We start from the raw sequence: 15,585 nt of genomic DNA, 5'->3' as shown, positions 1-15,585 counted from the left end.
CGGTCGTATGAGTGGTCGTATCGAGATTGTCGGTCGGGTGTCGGGTCGACGCCGCTGGACGGTCGAGCAGAAGCTGGCGATCCTACGCGATGCGTTTGGGCCGGATGGGTCGGTCCGGGCGGCGGTCGAGCGTCACGAGGTCGGCAGCGGCGCGATCTACACGTGGCGGCGTCAAGCTATGTCGGGTGCACTGAGTGGAGTGCCGGCCCGGCCCCAGACCGCATTTGCTGAAGTCCGGATCAGCGAGCCGCCCGTGATGCTGTCGGCGCCGCCCGTCGAGGTGGCAGCGGACGCCCGGACCACGGGGCAGATCGGCATCGAGCTGCCTTCGGGTGTCCGACTGACCGTCGACGGCACGGTCGACGCCGAGGCGCTGTCGCGCGTGATCAGCGTGCTGGCGCGATGATCCCGCAGCCGACATCGACGCGGATATTCCTGGCGTGCGGCGTCACCGACATGCGCAAGGGCTTCGATGGCCTGGCGGTATTGGTGCAGCAGGTGCTCCGGGAGAAACCACATTCCGGTGCGCTGTTCGCGTTCCGCGGCAGGCGCGGCGACCTGATCAAGTTGCTATGGTTCGACGGTCAGGGACTTTGCCTGTTTTCGAAGCGGATGGACCGGGGCCGTTTTGTCTGGCCGGTGACCGCGACCGGCACAGTGGCGCTGACATCGGCGCAGGTCTCGATGCTTCTGGAGGGCATCGACTGGCGCCGCCCCGAGCGGACTTGGTCACCAACATTGGCAGGCTAAAAACATAGCTTTTCTGCCATTTTTGCTCGTGTGAGAGTGGGCGAACTGCTATGAAAATGAGGTGTCGCAAGCCCCTCTTGCCCCATCTGATGCCGAGGCCCGGATTGCCGTGCTGGAGGCGTCGCTCGCCCGGGCCAATGCAGCACTTGCCGCTCGCGACCTGCTCATCGAGACACTGCGTGGTCAGATCGCCCGGCTGCGGCGGATGCAGTTCGGCGCATCCTCCGAGAAGCTGACGCGCGAGATTGCTCAGCTCGAACTTGCGCTCGAGGAACTGGAAACCGAGAGCGCAGTCCCGGAGACCGGCGCAGCCTTGTCAGACACGCCCGGGCGACCGGCATCAGTCCGTGCGTTGCCCGACCACCTGCCACGCGAGGAGGTCGTCCACGAACCCGCCTCCGGCGCCTGCACATGCCCGGACTGCGGCGGTACGCTACGCCGTCTCGGGCAGGACGCCCATGAGATGCTCGACGTCCTGCCGGTGCACTGGCGCGTGGTGCGGAACGTCCGACCGAAATACAGCTGCCGGACGTGTGAGAAGATCGTCCAGGCGGCTGCCCCGGTGAAGGCAGTCGCACGCGGAAAGGCGACATTCGCAACGCTGGCCCATGTCGTCGTCTCGAAGTTCGAACATCACCTGCCGCTTTATCGGCAGTCCGAGATGATGGCGGCCCAAGGCTTGGACATCGACCGCTCGACGCTGGCGGGCTGGGTCGGTCATGCAGCCGCGCTGCTTGACCCCATCGTCAGTCGCATCCGCGAGGAAGTGCTGAAAGGCGACAAGATCCACGCGGACGACACGCCAGTCCCGGTGCTCGACCCAGGCCGCGGACGCACCGCGACCGGGCGACTATGGGTCTATGCAGTCGATGACCGCGCCTCCGGTAACACGGCTCCGCCAGCGACATGGTATCGCTTCACGACCGACCGTACCGGTGCACATCCGCAAGCCCATCTCGCCGGATTTCGAGGCTTCCTCCAGGCCGACGCCTATGCCGGTTACGACGGGCTCTATCGAAGCGGCGTCACAGAAGTCGCGTGCTGGGCCCATTTCAGGCGCAAGGTGTTCGACCTGCACGAGCGGGTTGCCACGCCGCTGACCACCGAGATTCTTGAACGCATCGGTGCCTTGTACAGCATAGAGGCCGAGGTCCGCGGCAGGCCGCCTGACGTGCGGCTGGCGGCGCGGCAGAACCGGACGAAGCCGCTAGTCGATGCGCTGCGCGAGGCACTGGACGCAGCACTGCGCCGCCTGTCGCCAAAGTCCGACATGGCCAAGGCTATCGCCTATGGCACGAAGCGATGGCTCGCACTGTGTCGCTTCCTCGATGACGGGCGCCTGGAGATCGACAACAACATCGCCGAACGCGCGTTGCGCGGCGTTGCCGTCGGACGGCGAAACTGGCTGTTCGCTGGTTCGAAAACGGGCGGCGAGCGCGCCGCGGCGATCTACACCGTCATCCAGACCTGCAAGGCCAACGGCGTCGACCCGCAGGCCTACATCGCCGACGTCACTGGGAAGATCGCAGCGGATTGGCCGGCCGCGCGATGGGACGAACTCATGCCCTGGAACTGGTCCGCGCAAACCGCAGAGCCAGTGGCGCAAGCCGCGTAATCTGCGGTCTGCCGGCCACGCTTACCCGCTACCCGCCGAAGCGCAACCTAAAGTTGGCCTCGGCCAGGGTGAGATCGATGACGACGTTCCGTTTCAATAATTTGAGCTCATCACGCAGGTAGGAAGCGAAAGTGTAGATCCTTTCGAGCATTACCCTTTGCGTGGCAGGATTGAGAAATATGGAAGCTGAAGGTTGGTAAGGACTGGAACGTCAAGCTCGTCAAACTCATCTGGCAACCGGGCGAGCGAGCGGCTCAGGTAACGTTCGGCAAAAACGAGCGTGAATCCGTAGATGAATGAGTTGAAGTTCGTCGTCTGGTCGCGCGTGTCGTCGATCAACTGCTTGATCGCTTCGGCAGTGTCAGCGGTGCCAGCTAAGTTTCTGAGGGTTTCGTATTGAAGCACTTCGGTGGTGTAGAAAAGTGTGTTGCCCACGCGCTCGTGGAGGTAGTCGCCGAGATCGTCATCGACATCGAGGGACGCAAACGCCGCAGCGACATGCCGTTCATCGTGATGGAACGCGGCCACGTCACGCACCCGCCAAATGAGGCTTCCGGGCTTGGGGTGGTCGAAATAAGCAAATAGCGCCTTGAGCCCCTCGCGTGCCTCGCTGGAGAGATCGCCTTCGTAGTGCTTCTCGATCATGTCCTTATTCTTGCGGACTACCTTCCAAGCCTCGTTGAGCCGCCCCGCTATCAGCCGTAATATCAGGAAGCCGTAAGCTGAGTTGCCTTGGTTGATGATCCGGTGATTGCCCTCAGCGGTTTGGAGGATGATGGCGAGTGTCTTGTTAAGCGCCTGAGTATCGTTCGCCACGCTGGTAGCCATGAGGAAAAAGGTGCGCTCAGCGGCAGGCACGGCTTCGAGGTCGGCTTTCGAATAGATCAGGGGTGTGAAGCCTGAGCTTGGTCACGAGTAGGGTGTCGACCAAAAAGCCCACTAACGCAAACAAACCTGTGATGACGGTCGCCGTGATTATGGCGAAAAGGGTGTCGTTCGATACGCTTGGGCCGCGTGCTCGTCGATTGTAGGGGCCGCGCGATTTGCTGGTAAACATATGGCGATTATGTACTTTACAAACCTAACGAGCAGCTCGGCGCTGAAACAGGACAACTGATAGTTTCAGCGCCGCTTCGGACAACGGAGCGAGCGGGTGGGCAGCGCAGTAATTATCAACCCACGCGTTGGCGCCGGGAATGTCGGAGCCCTCAAGAATATTCGTTATGGAATTGGTTGCCGACAGCACGGCGTTCTGTCCGGAGATAAACCCGGCCAGCCAAGTCTGCATTGTCGCGTTATCGATGCCGCCGTCGCGACGCACCTGTGTCCAGTGACCGCAGGATTGGACACCGGGACCGTAGGCCATCCAAGGCTTCGGCTGAACGCTCACCTGCAACGCAAACGCCAGCGCGAGCCCGATCACTCCGGCTTCTCCACCGGTTTATACTTCACCAGCTTCCCTAGCCTATCCTTGAAGCGCTCGGGGTCGTCGTCGGTTTCCAAGATCGCGCGCGGCTTCCTTGAACTTGTCTAGCTGGGAACGAGGGGTTGTGTTCATTGGACTGTCGCCCACTGTGAAACCATATTTGCTGCATCTGAGAATCGCACCAAAGAGCCGACCTCCTGCATAAGAAGTGCGTCGCCGGGTGGGAATGTCTTGCTGTCGTCTAATACAGCGACACGCTCAATCCCTGCATAGCTCTCGTTCAAGCTTATGTCGTAAAACTCCTTGAACTTTCTCGGCAAAGCCGATGGGTCGGCAATAGGTTCTACGAAGGCAATTGGGCGACCGTTTGATTGACTTAGTACGGCAAACGCAATTTTATAACGGCTGCCTAAGTGGCCAGTAACATCGCGGTTAGGTTCAATCCGGTCGGCACCAATAAGGCCCGTCACTTTGCCCAGCAGCTTTGCCTTGAAGTCGAACAGGGGTGCACGATCTACCGCCAACGCCTGATCAGCAATAAGGCGCGAAGCGCAGCCCACCAATGTTAGGGAAATAGCCACTTCATCGAGTGTGGAGCAGCGCCGCACCACACGCATGTTCACAACCTCGCAGCCATACGCCTCTACTCCTGCCGCAACCTCACGCGTCAAAGATGCAGCCCTTACGGTGCCGCTACGCTCTAGGAGCATCGCAGCATACGAGTTGTCGTGAACCACGAAGCCGCCAGCTTCCGCAGCTACGGTGACGGCCACCACGTTACCGCTGGCGTAAACTTGCGGCAGCGTCACCTCATAGCCTTGCGAAGTGGCTATGACCTCGGTCTGCTCGCAAATCGCGGCCTTCAAGAATCGCTCGGAAAGAGAAACGATCATACCCCCTAGCCCAATCTGCTCAGGGAGATATGGCGGATGGTCATACCTGCCTCGGAACGAGATATTCGCCTCTAAGAGGAAGTGATTGAACCATTGTTGATGCCCTAACTCGCGCTTGTCACGCTCCGCTGTATGGCACGGCCATCGGGTCCAATGCGTCCCTCGAATGACCTCTCTTTTGCCGTTTACGCGGTTGGTATGAGTCAACCCAGGGTTCACGTCCAGAGAGAAAATTCTTTCCCCAAATATCAAGGTAAACGTCGATTTCATCGGCAGTTTGCGAACGTGAACGAGCAGGTCGAGGCGCAGCCGGAAATGTGGTTTTTCGGGTGAAAAAACCGGCAACCGGCATGTGACGTAGTCGGGGTTGTTTTTATCAATTCAGCTGATGGAATCGGTAATGACCTTCGGAGTACGAAGCACGTCATTGACGTAGCGCGCGAACTCGTGGTCGGTCAGACAGCGTGAGGTGGCCCCCTAAATGACCTGACAGGGCCCCGCTCTTAGATAAGAGTGAGGCATATGACTGACGGTACGACCAGGCGTTACAACGATGGCGAGGTTCTCTCCGGTGTTCAGCGCCGGAGGCGGTGGACACCGGAGGAAAAGGTCCGGATCGTCGAGGAGACGTATCTACCGGGGATGAGCGTGTCGCTCGTCGCCCGCCGGCACGGCATCGGCGGCAATCAGATCTTCACCTGGCGGCGCCTGATGGCCCAGGGTGCGCTGACCGCCGCAGCAGCTGGCGAGGAAGTGGTGCCGGCGTCCGAGTACCGTGCGCTCGAGGCGCAGGTGCGCGAACTACACCGGCTGCTCGGCAAGAAGGCCATGGAGAACGAGCTACTCCGCGAGGCCGTGTCCCGGGCCGCAGGCCCAAAAAAACTGCTGTTGCGCTCGACCTCGTTGCCACGGGATGGACGGTGAGCGCGGTCGCCGAGGCGGTCGGCATTGCTCGCCCACACCTGTCCGCAATGCGCCATCGCCCAGCGCCCCGGCCACGCGGACGACCACCACTGCCGGATGCTGAGCTGGTCCACGACATCCGCGCGCTCGTCGCCGATCTGCCAACCTATGGCTATCGCCGCGTTCATGCTCTGCTGCGCCGGAAGGCCGAGAAGACCGGGCGCGAAGCGCCCAATCCGAAACGCGTCTACCGCGTCATGAAGGTGCACGGGCTGCTCCTACAGCGAGGTGGCGAACGCCGTGAGGAACGTCGTCACGACGGCCGGGTCGCCGTCGACCTCCGCAACACCCGCTGGTGTTCCGACGGGTTGGAGATCACCTGCGACAATGGCGAGAAGGTGCGTGTCGCATTCGCGCTCGACTGCTGCGACCGTGAAGCCATGGGACACGTGGCGACGACGGGCGGCATCACCGCCGAGGACGTCCAGGACCTGATGGTCGCCACGGTCGAGCATCGCTACGGCCAGGTGAACCGCGTGCCCGAACCGATCGAGTGGCTCACCGATAACGGCAGCTGCTACACCGCTCGCAACACACGTGCGTTCGCCCGGGGCATTGGGCTGATACCGCGCACGACCCCGGTCAGCAGCCCTCAATCGAATGGCATGGCTGAGGCGTTCGTTCGCACCCTCAAGCGCGATTATGTCCGTGTGAACCCCAGGCCAAATGCGCAAAGCGTCATTGACCAACTGCCTGGCTGGTTCGCCCACTATAACGAGGTGCATCCGCACCGCGCTTTGCGCTATCGATCACCCCGCGAGTTCATCGCGCAAACCTGCGAGGCCCTGTCAGGCCTTTAGGGGGCAACAACACAGCGTTCCTACTTAAATCGCGACGTCAGGCCCCTTATAGGTCAGTCGCTTGCCGATGATACCTTTCAGACCTTCGACCGTGCGCGCCTTATCGTCAACGCCGTTCGCGATGCGGTAATTATAGCGGAACTCATATACGGCTAAGTAGCGATGCAGGTGCTGCTCGCCGCAATGCTGATAAACGCCCTTTATGCCGCGCTTGAAGATGCTGAAATACCCCTAGACCGTGATGCTGTGGATGCGACGGTCGATCAGCTCGACGTACTGAGGGTGCCATGACCTGCTCCCCGTTTTCAGGCCGCTGATAACTTAGCTTCGGTTTCCATATGCCCCTGGCGGGGGCGGTTCGTAAACTCGGCGGGAGCCATCCCGCCAAGACTGCTGTGCGGACGCACGGTGTTGTAGTCCGTCCGCCATGCCTCGATGATCCGTCTCGCCGCAGCCAGCGAGGGGAACAGGTGTTCGTTCAGACACTCGTCGCGCAAGCGACCATTGAACGATTCCACAAAGCCATTCTGCTGCGGCTTCCCCGGGGCGATGTAGTGCCACTCGACCCCGGTGTCCTGACACCAGGCGAGGACGGCATGACTGGTCAGCTCGGTGCCGTTGTCGCTGACCACCATGCACGGCAGCCCGCGACGCTCGGCGATGGCGCTCAGCTCGCGAACGACCCGCCGACCCGACAGCGAGGTGTCGACGATGCATCCCAGGCATTCCCGGCTGTAGTCGTCGATGACGTTGAGCATGCGGAACCGCCGGCCGCAGGCCAACGAGTCCGATACGAAGTCGAGCGACCAGCGCTGGTTGGGTTCTTGCGGGATCGCCATCGGCGCCCGCGTGCCCAGCGCGCGCTTGCGACCGCCACGTTTGCGCACCGTCAGTCGCTCCTCGCGATACAGCCGATACACCTTCTTCAGGTTCATGCCCTTGCCCTCTCGCTTGAGCAGGATCGCCAGCCGTCGATAGCCGAAGCGACGACGTTCGTTCGCGATCTCGCGCATCCGCTCGCGGACAGCATCGTCCTTCCCGCGAAGCGGCTCATATTGCCACGCCGACCGGTTGACCCCGATCAGCCTGCAGGCGCGACGCTCGGAGAAGCTGTGGTCGGCCATCAGCTTCTCCACCGCAGCGTAGCGATCTCCAGACCGGGTCAGTTTTTTCCCAGCAGATCCTTCAGCGCCGACACGTCGAGCATCGACTCCGCCAGCAGCTTCTTCAGCCGGCGGTTCTCGTCCTCGAGCGCTCGCAACCGCGCCGCCTCCGACACGGTCATCCCGCCGTACTTCGCCTTCCAGTTGTAGAACGTCGCGTCACTGATTCCATGCTTCCGGCACAGCTCGGCGGTCTTCACGCCAACCTCATGCTCGCGCAGCACGCCAATGATCTGATCCTCGGTAAATCGGCCTCGCCGCATCACTCGTCTCCATCTGACGAGCTAACTTACCAATGGCATGAATTCTGGGGAGCAGGTCAGCCATTGTCCCCCTTGGCTGGTTGTGATGCCCTGAGCGTTGAGGTGGGCGGCTATGGCTGTTAGGCTCGTGGCACCATCGGCTCGGTAGGTAGCTTCCCTAAGTTCGTTGACCCAATCATTTGCCGACTGTACCCGTATGGCCCCGCTGAGTTTCCCCTAAGCGATGTAGTTGGCCTAAACCGCAACGACCGGCACCTTAGGATCGATTAAGCTTTCTTGGCGCGCGATAGCGGTGACATACGCTTCCCGTCGGGCAAAGCCATCGCGCGTGAAGCCTAATAGGTCGCCCACATCGTAGCGCCGTTCCAACCTTTGGCGCGCGTGGTTGAGCATGGCTTCCGCCACTTCGAATGTGATGCAAAGCCGAACGGTATCGGATTGGAGCGTGCGCCGTAGGTCGTGGAACCCCCAGCGATCTATTGGACGCCCTGCAATCCTTCCATCCGGGCATGGACGCGATCTCGGACCCGATACCAGTTGCGCGGATCTACCAGTCCGCCGCCGCCGTCTGGTGTCTACCATACTCCCGTGGCCTGCTTAAATACGTCGCGCCCCCACGGACCAAGCGGGATGACGTGCGCCTGCGCGTTTCAGCGAGATTTGAATACGCGGCCTACGGTTTTATGAACCGTTGGCCCATCAGCTTCTTTATAGTGTTCAGATCGGTGCTGATGGCCTACGGTTATCTCAGCCGTTGGCCAAGGGTACGCGAACACGCTTCCTATCGAAAAGTGGCCGAGTTCAATGGATTTACGCCGCACCGTCAATTTTTGACTGCGCAGTCGTCTTCGCTGAAATGTTCCCAAACCCCATTCGTTCAGTGTGTTAGGGAAAATGTACCCCGAAACGTACCCCAGGTGTACCCCGGCACGATAAAGTGTTTTCCGGGTCGCGGAATAAAAACTAAGAAAATCAATGACTTATGGTGCCCCCGGCGAGATTTGAACACGCGGCCTACGGTTTAGGGAAGACGTGGCGTGGCATCTTGGGAAGCGGTGCAAAAAGGGCAGAAACGCGCAGTTTCATTAGGCGATCGCGGCCTCGAACCGTGGGGAGTGTGCCCCGCGTTGTGCCGTCGTCGATTTTGCGCTCTTCACCTGGTCGGGCGTCAGGAACGCCAGATAGCGCTCGGTGACAGTAATCGTGCTGTGCCCCAATTCGCCTTGCAGGTCGTAGATCGAGCCACGTCCAGAACGCAGGTATTCGACGGCGAACAGGTGACGAAAGTCGTGGTGGCTGAAGCGATGAAACTCCAGTCCCTCGCGTGCCGCTTTCTGTGCCACCCGGCGCGTCAGATCGCCGAGCCGCGAAGACACGTCCATCAGGCGCTGCCCCTTGTCCTTCCAGAACACCCAGGGCTTGCCGATATATCGCGGCTGCCGATCAATGATCGCTTCCGCAGCCTTCGTCAGTGGAACGACGCGTAGCTTGTCGCCCTTGCCCTTCTCGACGGTGATCGTGCGCTCTTTGCGGTCGATCGCCGCGTGACCCAGACCGGTTACTTCATCTAGACGCAGGCCAGTCTCGCGCGTGAATTCGCACAGATCCCTTACGCGAGGGACGAGGCGAGGAAAGACCATCGCGATCGAAGCCTCTTGAGGCAGGACGATACGCTCGGTGCGCTCCGGCACAATGCGGCGTCGATTCAGACCAACTGCAGGATTGTCAGCGATCCACCCCTCGTCCGCTGCATTGTCGAGGACACTTGAGACCGCCGTAAGATCGCGACGGATCGTGGCATTCTTCACCCCGGCGCGACGGCGGGCCTTGATCAAGTCCTTCAGAACCTCCGCAGAGATCTGCTGCACGGACAGCTGGTCGAAATGGCCGCGGACCTGGCGCAAGCTACAAAGATAGCGGGTATAGGTCTGCGCGCCGACTGCTGTGGATATGCGCTCGCTCCAGCTCACCACTGCGTCTGCCCAACTAACGGGGCCTGCAACGCCGAAGACTGACTCGTCTTCGACCTGCTCGCGCAAGAGTGCACACCTCTTCACCGCGACCCGCTCAGAACGCGTTCGTAGGCTTTCGCGGTATTCGACGCCCCCGACCTTGAAGCGCGCCCAGTAGATGCCCGCGCGGATGTATATGTTTTTCGGCATGAAGGCCTCTTCGTTGTTCGAGTGACCCAAGCGCGGAGTTCGGCGACGGCGAAGAGCCAGCGCCCTGCCGGCTTGCTCGCGCCGGGAATCGATGGCGCGAGCTCCTGCAGCGTGCGGCGGGATATTCCGGTGATCAATACCGCGCCCGCGATACCGACGCGCTCTGGAGCGTGCGCGCTCATGGACGTGCTTCCTTTGCAGCCTCGTAGGCTGTGCTAAGGGAGGCGCAACCCGGCGCGTCTCCTGAACTGGCGGACGCAATCATGTCCTCGATGTCGATCTGACGATCGTCCGGCGCGGCTCTGCCGTATCGACTCCTTGCGTCGATATCGCACCAGGTTTCATGACCCGTTCGATCGTGGTGCTGCACCGCTAGGGCCTGGGCATTCGCCGTCGTCCAATGGACCTTTTCGCCCCAACACACGGAGCAGCCGGCACGGTATTCGCGCTCGGTTTTGCCGTTCCGATTGTGAGCGAGCGGCGGTTTCATTCCGGCGCGACCTTGCTCTCGATCAGTGCCACGGCCTGCCCGAACGACTTAACGCTGGTCAGCTCGTCGTCGGCGATCTCGATCTTGAAGTGGTCTTCGGCTGTCATGAAAATCTCGAGGAAGTCGAGACTGTCGGCGCCAAGGTCGCGCTCAAGCTCCGCGCTGTCCGTGACCTTGGCCGGATCGCAGCCGAGAATGCTGACCGTCGATTCCTCGAGCCATTGACGGGCGATCACGAAACGATGCCGATCGTCGCGAGCAGGGCGGCTGCGGCACCGGTCGGATCGATCGCGAACATGATCGCGGACCCGACAGCCGCACCGAGGCAGGCGAGCTTGCCCATATCCGTTGCGGTCAGCCGGTCGGGATCGCTGGGCACGTACGGCGCGCAGGCGGCGCAGTCGCAATCCAGCTCATGGATCTCGAAGACGCGTACGTGCGGCTCGTTAAGACGGTAGGCGCGCTCGATCTTAGGCTGACGAGTCATGACCTGTTCTCCGGACGGGACTGGTGGGCGACGCGGAGCTGCTCGAGGCTCCACGTCAGCAGGATGGTGACGATCGCCAGCACAGCGATGCCGCTTCGGATCGATCCGAACAGGACCAAGGCGAGCGCTATGCCGCTCAAGATGACGGCGATCGCGTGAATGGTGCGCAGGCCACTCATGCCGCACCGCCCTGCTCGGCCGCGGCATCGGCGATGATCGCAATGCGGTCGTCGGGCTCGAGGACGAAGCATCTGCTGCAGAGGTTGTCGTTGACCCAGCTGCAAGGGCCGGTGTGCCCCATGCAGGCATTGAAGTCGCTGCACGCGCAAACGCTGCACAGCCGCGGAAGCGTGATTGGAGCGGCGAGGGCGAACGCGGCCAGCTCCGTCAACACTGCTAGGTCGAAGCTGTATGCTCGGCGGAGCGCGACGATCGTGTTGAACGACGCCGGCATGATGTCCGCCTCGATCAGCTCGATCCACTCGCCTCGCGCGTGCCTCGGCTAGGTGCGGTTCGGTGGAGAGCACGGCGGCAACGTCAGTGATCGCGAGGCCCGCAGCCATGCGGCGACGCTGGAGGTAAGTGCCCGGCGTCATGCGCTTGGCTGCACGTCGAAGTTCGCCAACGTCACGACGTCGACGCGATCGATCGCATCGAGCAACCGTCGCATGCCCTCCGGAATGTCATGGTCGCTGGGCAGGTTAAACGCCTGCAGCTTCAATGCCTCTCCGCGTAGGGCGGCTGCGCTATTTTTCAGGGCTTCGCGTTGGTCGGGCATGCAAATCGTCCAGGCAGCAGTTTCCCGCCCCGTTGATCGCGTTGATCAGCGGGCGGGCGCGGTTGGCGGCGATGTCAATCGGTTGGCGGCGTCAGCCGTCGGGCGGGGTTGGGGCCGTCGCGCGCGCGGCGAATCCGCGCCTGCAAGTGTGCGATCACGGTTGCCGAGGCGTTGTCCGCCTGCTCGACTTCACGAAGGGCTGTCCGCAGGGTCTTGAGCGAGGCACCGGGGAGTTGTGCGGCGATCAGCGCGCAGGATGCCTCTCCGGTCTCTTTGACGAAATCCAACGTCAGGCGACCGGTCGCATGCTCCTCGGCGAACTTTGCTTCCGCAGCCGACTCGACGATGCGGGTATAGGTGTCGAGCAGCGGATAGCCCTCACGGCCGCCAGCTCGGTACTCAAGATCGAGCGCGATCGCGTCGTCGATCGTAAGCCGCTCGCGCTTATCGGGATCCGATAGCGCACGAAGGTAGCTTTCGGCGCGGCCCGTCACTTCGGCCGCGCGCTCGATCGTCAGCGTCCCGAGCACCCGGTAGAGGGTGTTCTCGATCGTCACGGCTTCGCGGAGCTTTGTCATGCGACGGCTGCCCGAAGAACTGGCGACGATCGTTGCAGACGATCGCCGCCAGCTCCCTCATGCGCCTTGGGTGGCAGCAGACTGAGGGGGGCACTCACGCCGAGCTCGGGAGATCCGGCGCGAGGGTTCCGACCGGTCTGCCAGCGGCCGAAAGGGTGGAATGGTGACGTCGACGACATACAGGGAGACAATGAAAGGCGTCGACGCTCGCCGCCAGGCTGGCGGTCAAGGGAAACTGTTCCGACCGACGTCATCGCGTTGGCTCGAGGTTGGCGGGCGACACGGCATGCGACGTAACAGGCGCCGGGAAATCTTTCAGGCCCAGCTTGATTGCGACCCGGTGTCCTACGCCAGAAGAGGCTGCGCGTTTACCGCTCAGAACTTTGTACACGCTCGACGCCTCTTCGCCAATTTCGGCAGCGAGTGCGGCAACCGTTTGGCCCCTAGCTAACATGCTAGCGCGCAGTGCTTCGATCCGCGCCGGGTCCGGACGCGGCGCGACCGGGCGGCCTCGACGTTCCTCATCCTTGGCGACTGCCGAAACCATGCTATGCCCGCTCTATTGGTCAATACCGTCCACAGTTGGACGATTATTCGAACAGGGTCAAGTAGATTTGATCGATTCTTCGTCCACTCTTGTCGAGATTGGGGCGCGCCTGAAGCAAGAGCGCGAACGTAGCGGCATGAATCAGTCTGATTTTGGTGTAGTTGGCGGCGTTAAGCGCGGCAGCCAGCTAGAATACGAATCGGGAAAGCGCCCATTCGACATTCAGTACCTCCTCAGACTGACCGAGGTGGGCGTCGACGGTTATTTCATTCTGACCGGGAAGCGCCAGGCTCCGAGCCATGACGAGAGGTCTGCGCATCTCTTGCGAGCTTTTGCTGCGATGGGTCCAGTCGACCAGGCCGCCATGCTTCGGCTGGCTTGTACATTGGGGGGCTGGCGGCACCTTCCGCCGCTCTTAGCCTTCCGAGCACAGCCGCGTTGACTGATGCTTTCTGTGGCTTGCTTGAAGGGTCTCCGGGTTTGGCCGGGGACGCGCTCGCTCGTGAGCTCGCCACGCGGCTACCCACAATTCTTCGAGCTGCAGAAGATGAGATCGCGACGTCTCAGTCTGTATCGCGCGATGATCTCGTCGAGCGTCGAGCAGGTCGCGATGGCGATCGTCGCGCAGCTCAGCCAGGGCAGCGCATTTGATGACACATGGCGAACACCCTTGGATGCACCCCGACGTACCTCGGAAAACTGAACCCTGCGCTCTAACTCGTGCCTCCTGTTCTATTTTTGTTCCATATCAGGACGTCGGTCGAGACGCGAGTCTGTAAGCAGCAAAATGCATCCGAAAATCAACCGAGGTAACTGATGGCAGCGACTGAAAGTCTTCATCTGCCACCCACGTATCCGGACGACGTTGCTGCCTCGGTATCGATGATGGAATCGTGCTTCGCTGCGTATGCCAGTTCGAACCTAGAGGGACTAACCGAGCAGCAGGCCCACGTCCTTTTAAGCTACAGAGATTTTGCCCGGGCTGTCGTCATGCAACACGGACCTACCCTCCGATACTCCGAAGCTCGCGTGCCGATCGAGGCTGTGGCGTCTTTCATATCGCGCAGAAGAGGAATGGCTGAAGGAGTCGTCGCAATGCTGAACCGCCGGTTCAGTTCTGGAGCTTCGCCAGACGGTCTTGGACGAGCTGTCCAAAAATTCGAGTATTTCGTTCGCATCGACGCGTACTGTCAGAGCATTCTCGACAACTGGTCTGGCCCCTCGAGAGAATGGCGGAAACGATAAGCACGGTCGGCCTTGGGGTATCGCCGGGGTACATCATTAATCGGCGAAGTAGAAAACCGCCGGTTTCTGCGAGTTTGGAGAGGCCACGGCGGATGGGGTACCCTCCGCCGGATGAATGTCCGGAACAGGAAGATTTGTGTTGGAACGGCGGCAGGTTGTTTAGGCGACGACACTGATGTCATTCGACCGCTACGGTATGTGAGCGATACAGTGAACGGTTAGATGCGGCGGACCGGTTTGTGAGGAATAATTTAAACTATGCCCTACCGAGCTAGGTATCGCTTCAAATTGTTATCACCTCTGACGGTCGACGTAAGCGGCGATATTGCAATATCTATTCCAGGCCTGCCCGTAGCTAACCTTGAAATCGGCGCAAATGCATATCCGTTTGGACAATGGGCTATCCTAAAGATGTCAGATTTTGCGACAGAGAAAGAAGCACGAGTGGCAGGCGAGCGATTGGGCGATATCCTCTTAGTTGCCGGCGCAGTGACCATGACTGGGATTGATATCGGCTTTAGCCAAACTACGCTCCAATTCAGCCAAGATATTCACGATGCGGTAAAGGCGGTTGATGGTAAAATTCTTCGTGCGGAAACGCATGGATTGATAGTCTATAAGGAGAACACTGTAAAGATTGTCGGTATCGATGCGCGAGGCAGCGCATTAATCGCTTCAGACGCTTTGGAGCGACGTCTCGAAATGTCGGCATCTTTGGTGACTGGCATGACGGACCGTCAACGCAATTGCGCCGCGCTTCTGAACGACTCGTTCTTCGTTCCGCAAACAGAAGGGCAATTTGTTCTTCGTGTTTCGGCTGTTGAGGCGCTCTGCGATCAGAACGACGTGGGGAGTGAGTACCAGTCGGCAATTTCAAAAATCGAGGCTTTTGTCGAGAAGCAAGATTTTCCAAGCGACGTGAAAACGACAATTAATCGGTCGCTTTCGTTCCAAAAAGAAGCAGTCACTGCGGCAATCTTATATGTCGAAATTTCGACATTTGCTTTCCGAAAGCGACGCTAGGGCTTTTGATGAGTTGTACCAAAAGCGGAGCAAATTGGTTCATGATGGACGGGGACGGGGTAATCTTCTCGAAGCATCGAACAAGGTACTGAATTTAGCAGTATCCGCTCTTGAGGCGGATTTAATTTATCGAGGGAAACGGTAGTCTGTGTCATCTCTGATATGTACATTGAGCATAAGCGATATTCGTGCCTAACGTTAAAGTCTGCTAAGCCAAAGGTAACGAACGTGCGCTATTGGAATCCGGCGAGTTCTGCGTAATGTCCGATTGTGGGCGAGAGCAGGCGGGCGTGGAGACATGATCCCTTTTCGATCGAGACCGTCGATAACGCTGTGGGGTTGGGGTATCGCTGGGGGTACAACGCTCAGTTGCCTTCTCACAAACCGCGGTTTCAGGCGGGG

Annotated in this window: 19 protein-coding genes and 1 pseudogene; 7 read left to right on the top strand and 13 right to left on the bottom strand. The window is 60.3% G+C overall.

Translation table 11 applies throughout. From position 1 onward, the window contains the following. Nucleotides 1–7: 7 nt before the first annotated feature. The 3 genes from tnpA (at nt 8) to tnpC (ending at nt 2,365) form a co-directional block, all read left to right on the top strand. Nucleotides 8–406, top strand: coding sequence for an IS66-like element accessory protein TnpA (tnpA, locus tag NHF48_RS07565; protein WP_253070054.1), 399 nt, complete (start codon nt 8–10; stop codon nt 404–406). Then, entirely contained in the window at nt 403–750 is a 348-nt protein-coding gene (gene tnpB / locus NHF48_RS07560; protein ID WP_253070055.1) for an IS66 family insertion sequence element accessory protein TnpB, read from the top strand. The genes tnpA and tnpB overlap by 4 nt, the downstream gene beginning before the upstream one ends. 61 nt (nt 751–811) lie before the next feature. After that, nucleotides 812–2,365 carry an IS66 family transposase gene (tnpC, locus tag NHF48_RS07555; protein WP_253070056.1) on the top strand — a complete coding sequence of 518 codons (1,554 nt, stop codon included), beginning with the start codon at nt 812–814 and terminating at the stop codon, nt 2,363–2,365. A 150-nt stretch (nt 2,366–2,515) separates the two neighbouring features. Here tnpC and NHF48_RS07550 read toward each other — a convergent pair whose 3' ends face one another. The 3 genes from NHF48_RS07550 to NHF48_RS07540 form a co-directional block, all read right to left on the bottom strand. Further along, a complete protein-coding gene (locus NHF48_RS07550) occupies nt 2,516–3,223 on the bottom strand; it encodes a hypothetical protein (RefSeq protein WP_253070745.1) in 708 nt (235 codons plus the stop codon). A gap of 223 nt (nt 3,224–3,446) precedes the next feature. Then, nucleotides 3,447–3,788, bottom strand: a complete 342-nt coding sequence (locus NHF48_RS07545) for a hypothetical protein (RefSeq protein ID WP_253070744.1) — start codon at nt 3,786–3,788, stop codon at nt 3,447–3,449. 131 nt (nt 3,789–3,919) lie between these two features. Next, nucleotides 3,920–5,029, bottom strand: coding sequence for a hypothetical protein (locus NHF48_RS07540; protein ID WP_253070743.1), 1,110 nt, complete (start codon nt 5,027–5,029; stop codon nt 3,920–3,922). A gap of 177 nt (nt 5,030–5,206) precedes the next feature. Between NHF48_RS07540 and NHF48_RS07535 the strand changes: the two genes are divergently transcribed. Further along, nucleotides 5,207–6,447, top strand: a protein-coding gene (locus tag NHF48_RS07535) for an IS3 family transposase (protein ID WP_253070742.1) whose coding sequence is annotated in 2 segments (ribosomal slippage) — nt 5,207–5,551 and nt 5,554–6,447 — 1,239 coding nt in all. Because the reading frame shifts where the segments join, the coding sequence is not laid out codon by codon here. Between the two features lie 24 nt (nt 6,448–6,471). Here the strand turns inward: NHF48_RS07535 and NHF48_RS07530 are convergent. From NHF48_RS07530 to NHF48_RS25830, 10 genes and pseudogenes are all read right to left on the bottom strand, one after another. Further along, a pseudogene (locus NHF48_RS07530) lies at nt 6,472–6,678 on the bottom strand (transposase); the annotation flags it as partial. Between the two features lie 74 nt (nt 6,679–6,752). Next, nucleotides 6,753–7,873, bottom strand: a protein-coding gene (locus NHF48_RS07525) for an IS3 family transposase (RefSeq protein WP_253070741.1) whose coding sequence is annotated in 2 segments (ribosomal slippage) — nt 6,753–7,624 and nt 7,624–7,873 — 1,122 coding nt in all. Because the reading frame shifts where the segments join, the coding sequence is not laid out codon by codon here. A gap of 1,085 nt (nt 7,874–8,958) precedes the next feature. Further along, nucleotides 8,959–10,065 (bottom strand): tyrosine-type recombinase/integrase, encoded by a 1,107-nt coding sequence (locus NHF48_RS07520; RefSeq protein ID WP_263816815.1) that lies wholly within the window; start codon nt 10,063–10,065, stop codon nt 8,959–8,961. 456 nt (nt 10,066–10,521) lie between these two features. Next, nucleotides 10,522–10,761 carry an acyl carrier protein gene (locus NHF48_RS07515; protein WP_253070738.1) on the bottom strand — a complete coding sequence of 80 codons (240 nt, stop codon included), beginning with the start codon at nt 10,759–10,761 and terminating at the stop codon, nt 10,522–10,524. Next, nucleotides 10,758–11,012, bottom strand: a complete 255-nt coding sequence (locus NHF48_RS07510) for a hypothetical protein (RefSeq protein WP_253070737.1) — start codon at nt 11,010–11,012, stop codon at nt 10,758–10,760. Before NHF48_RS07510 ends, NHF48_RS07515 begins: the two co-directional genes overlap by 4 nt. Then, the gene (locus tag NHF48_RS07505; protein WP_253070736.1) at nt 11,009–11,191 is read right to left on the bottom strand and encodes a hypothetical protein; all 183 of its coding nucleotides are present in this window, start codon (nt 11,189–11,191) and stop codon (nt 11,009–11,011) included. Before NHF48_RS07505 ends, NHF48_RS07510 begins: the two co-directional genes overlap by 4 nt. Continuing rightward, the gene (locus tag NHF48_RS07500; RefSeq protein ID WP_253070735.1) at nt 11,188–11,466 is read right to left on the bottom strand and encodes a hypothetical protein; all 279 of its coding nucleotides are present in this window, start codon (nt 11,464–11,466) and stop codon (nt 11,188–11,190) included. Before NHF48_RS07500 ends, NHF48_RS07505 begins: the two co-directional genes overlap by 4 nt. Before the next feature lie 138 nt (nt 11,467–11,604). After that, the gene (locus tag NHF48_RS07495) at nt 11,605–11,790 is read right to left on the bottom strand and encodes a hypothetical protein (protein WP_253070734.1); all 186 of its coding nucleotides are present in this window, start codon (nt 11,788–11,790) and stop codon (nt 11,605–11,607) included. 74 nt (nt 11,791–11,864) lie between these two features. Continuing rightward, entirely contained in the window at nt 11,865–12,368 is a 504-nt protein-coding gene (locus NHF48_RS07490) for a hypothetical protein (RefSeq protein WP_253070733.1), read from the bottom strand. 250 nt (nt 12,369–12,618) lie between these two features. After that, nucleotides 12,619–12,915, bottom strand: coding sequence for a hypothetical protein (locus tag NHF48_RS25830; RefSeq protein ID WP_446741119.1), 297 nt, complete (start codon nt 12,913–12,915; stop codon nt 12,619–12,621). Nucleotides 12,916–12,982: 67 nt separating this feature from the next. On the opposite strand from NHF48_RS25830, the gene NHF48_RS07485 reads away from it, so the two are divergent. From NHF48_RS07485 to NHF48_RS07475, 3 genes are all read left to right on the top strand, one after another. After that, nucleotides 12,983–13,357 (top strand): helix-turn-helix domain-containing protein, encoded by a 375-nt coding sequence (locus tag NHF48_RS07485; RefSeq protein ID WP_253070732.1) that lies wholly within the window; start codon nt 12,983–12,985, stop codon nt 13,355–13,357. A 60-nt stretch (nt 13,358–13,417) separates the two neighbouring features. After that, the gene (locus tag NHF48_RS07480; protein ID WP_263816814.1) at nt 13,418–13,618 is read left to right on the top strand and encodes a hypothetical protein; all 201 of its coding nucleotides are present in this window, start codon (nt 13,418–13,420) and stop codon (nt 13,616–13,618) included. An 830-nt stretch (nt 13,619–14,448) separates the two neighbouring features. Then, nucleotides 14,449–15,183 (top strand): hypothetical protein, encoded by a 735-nt coding sequence (locus tag NHF48_RS07475; protein ID WP_253070730.1) that lies wholly within the window; start codon nt 14,449–14,451, stop codon nt 15,181–15,183. Nucleotides 15,184–15,585 lie beyond the last annotated feature (402 nt).

This window comes from Sphingomonas sp. H160509 (genome assembly GCF_024124765.2).
GTDB lineage: Bacteria > Pseudomonadota > Alphaproteobacteria > Sphingomonadales > Sphingomonadaceae > Sphingomonas.
The sequence above is the reverse complement of the archived record's forward strand: the minus strand, read 5'-3'. Positions and strand labels throughout refer to the sequence as shown.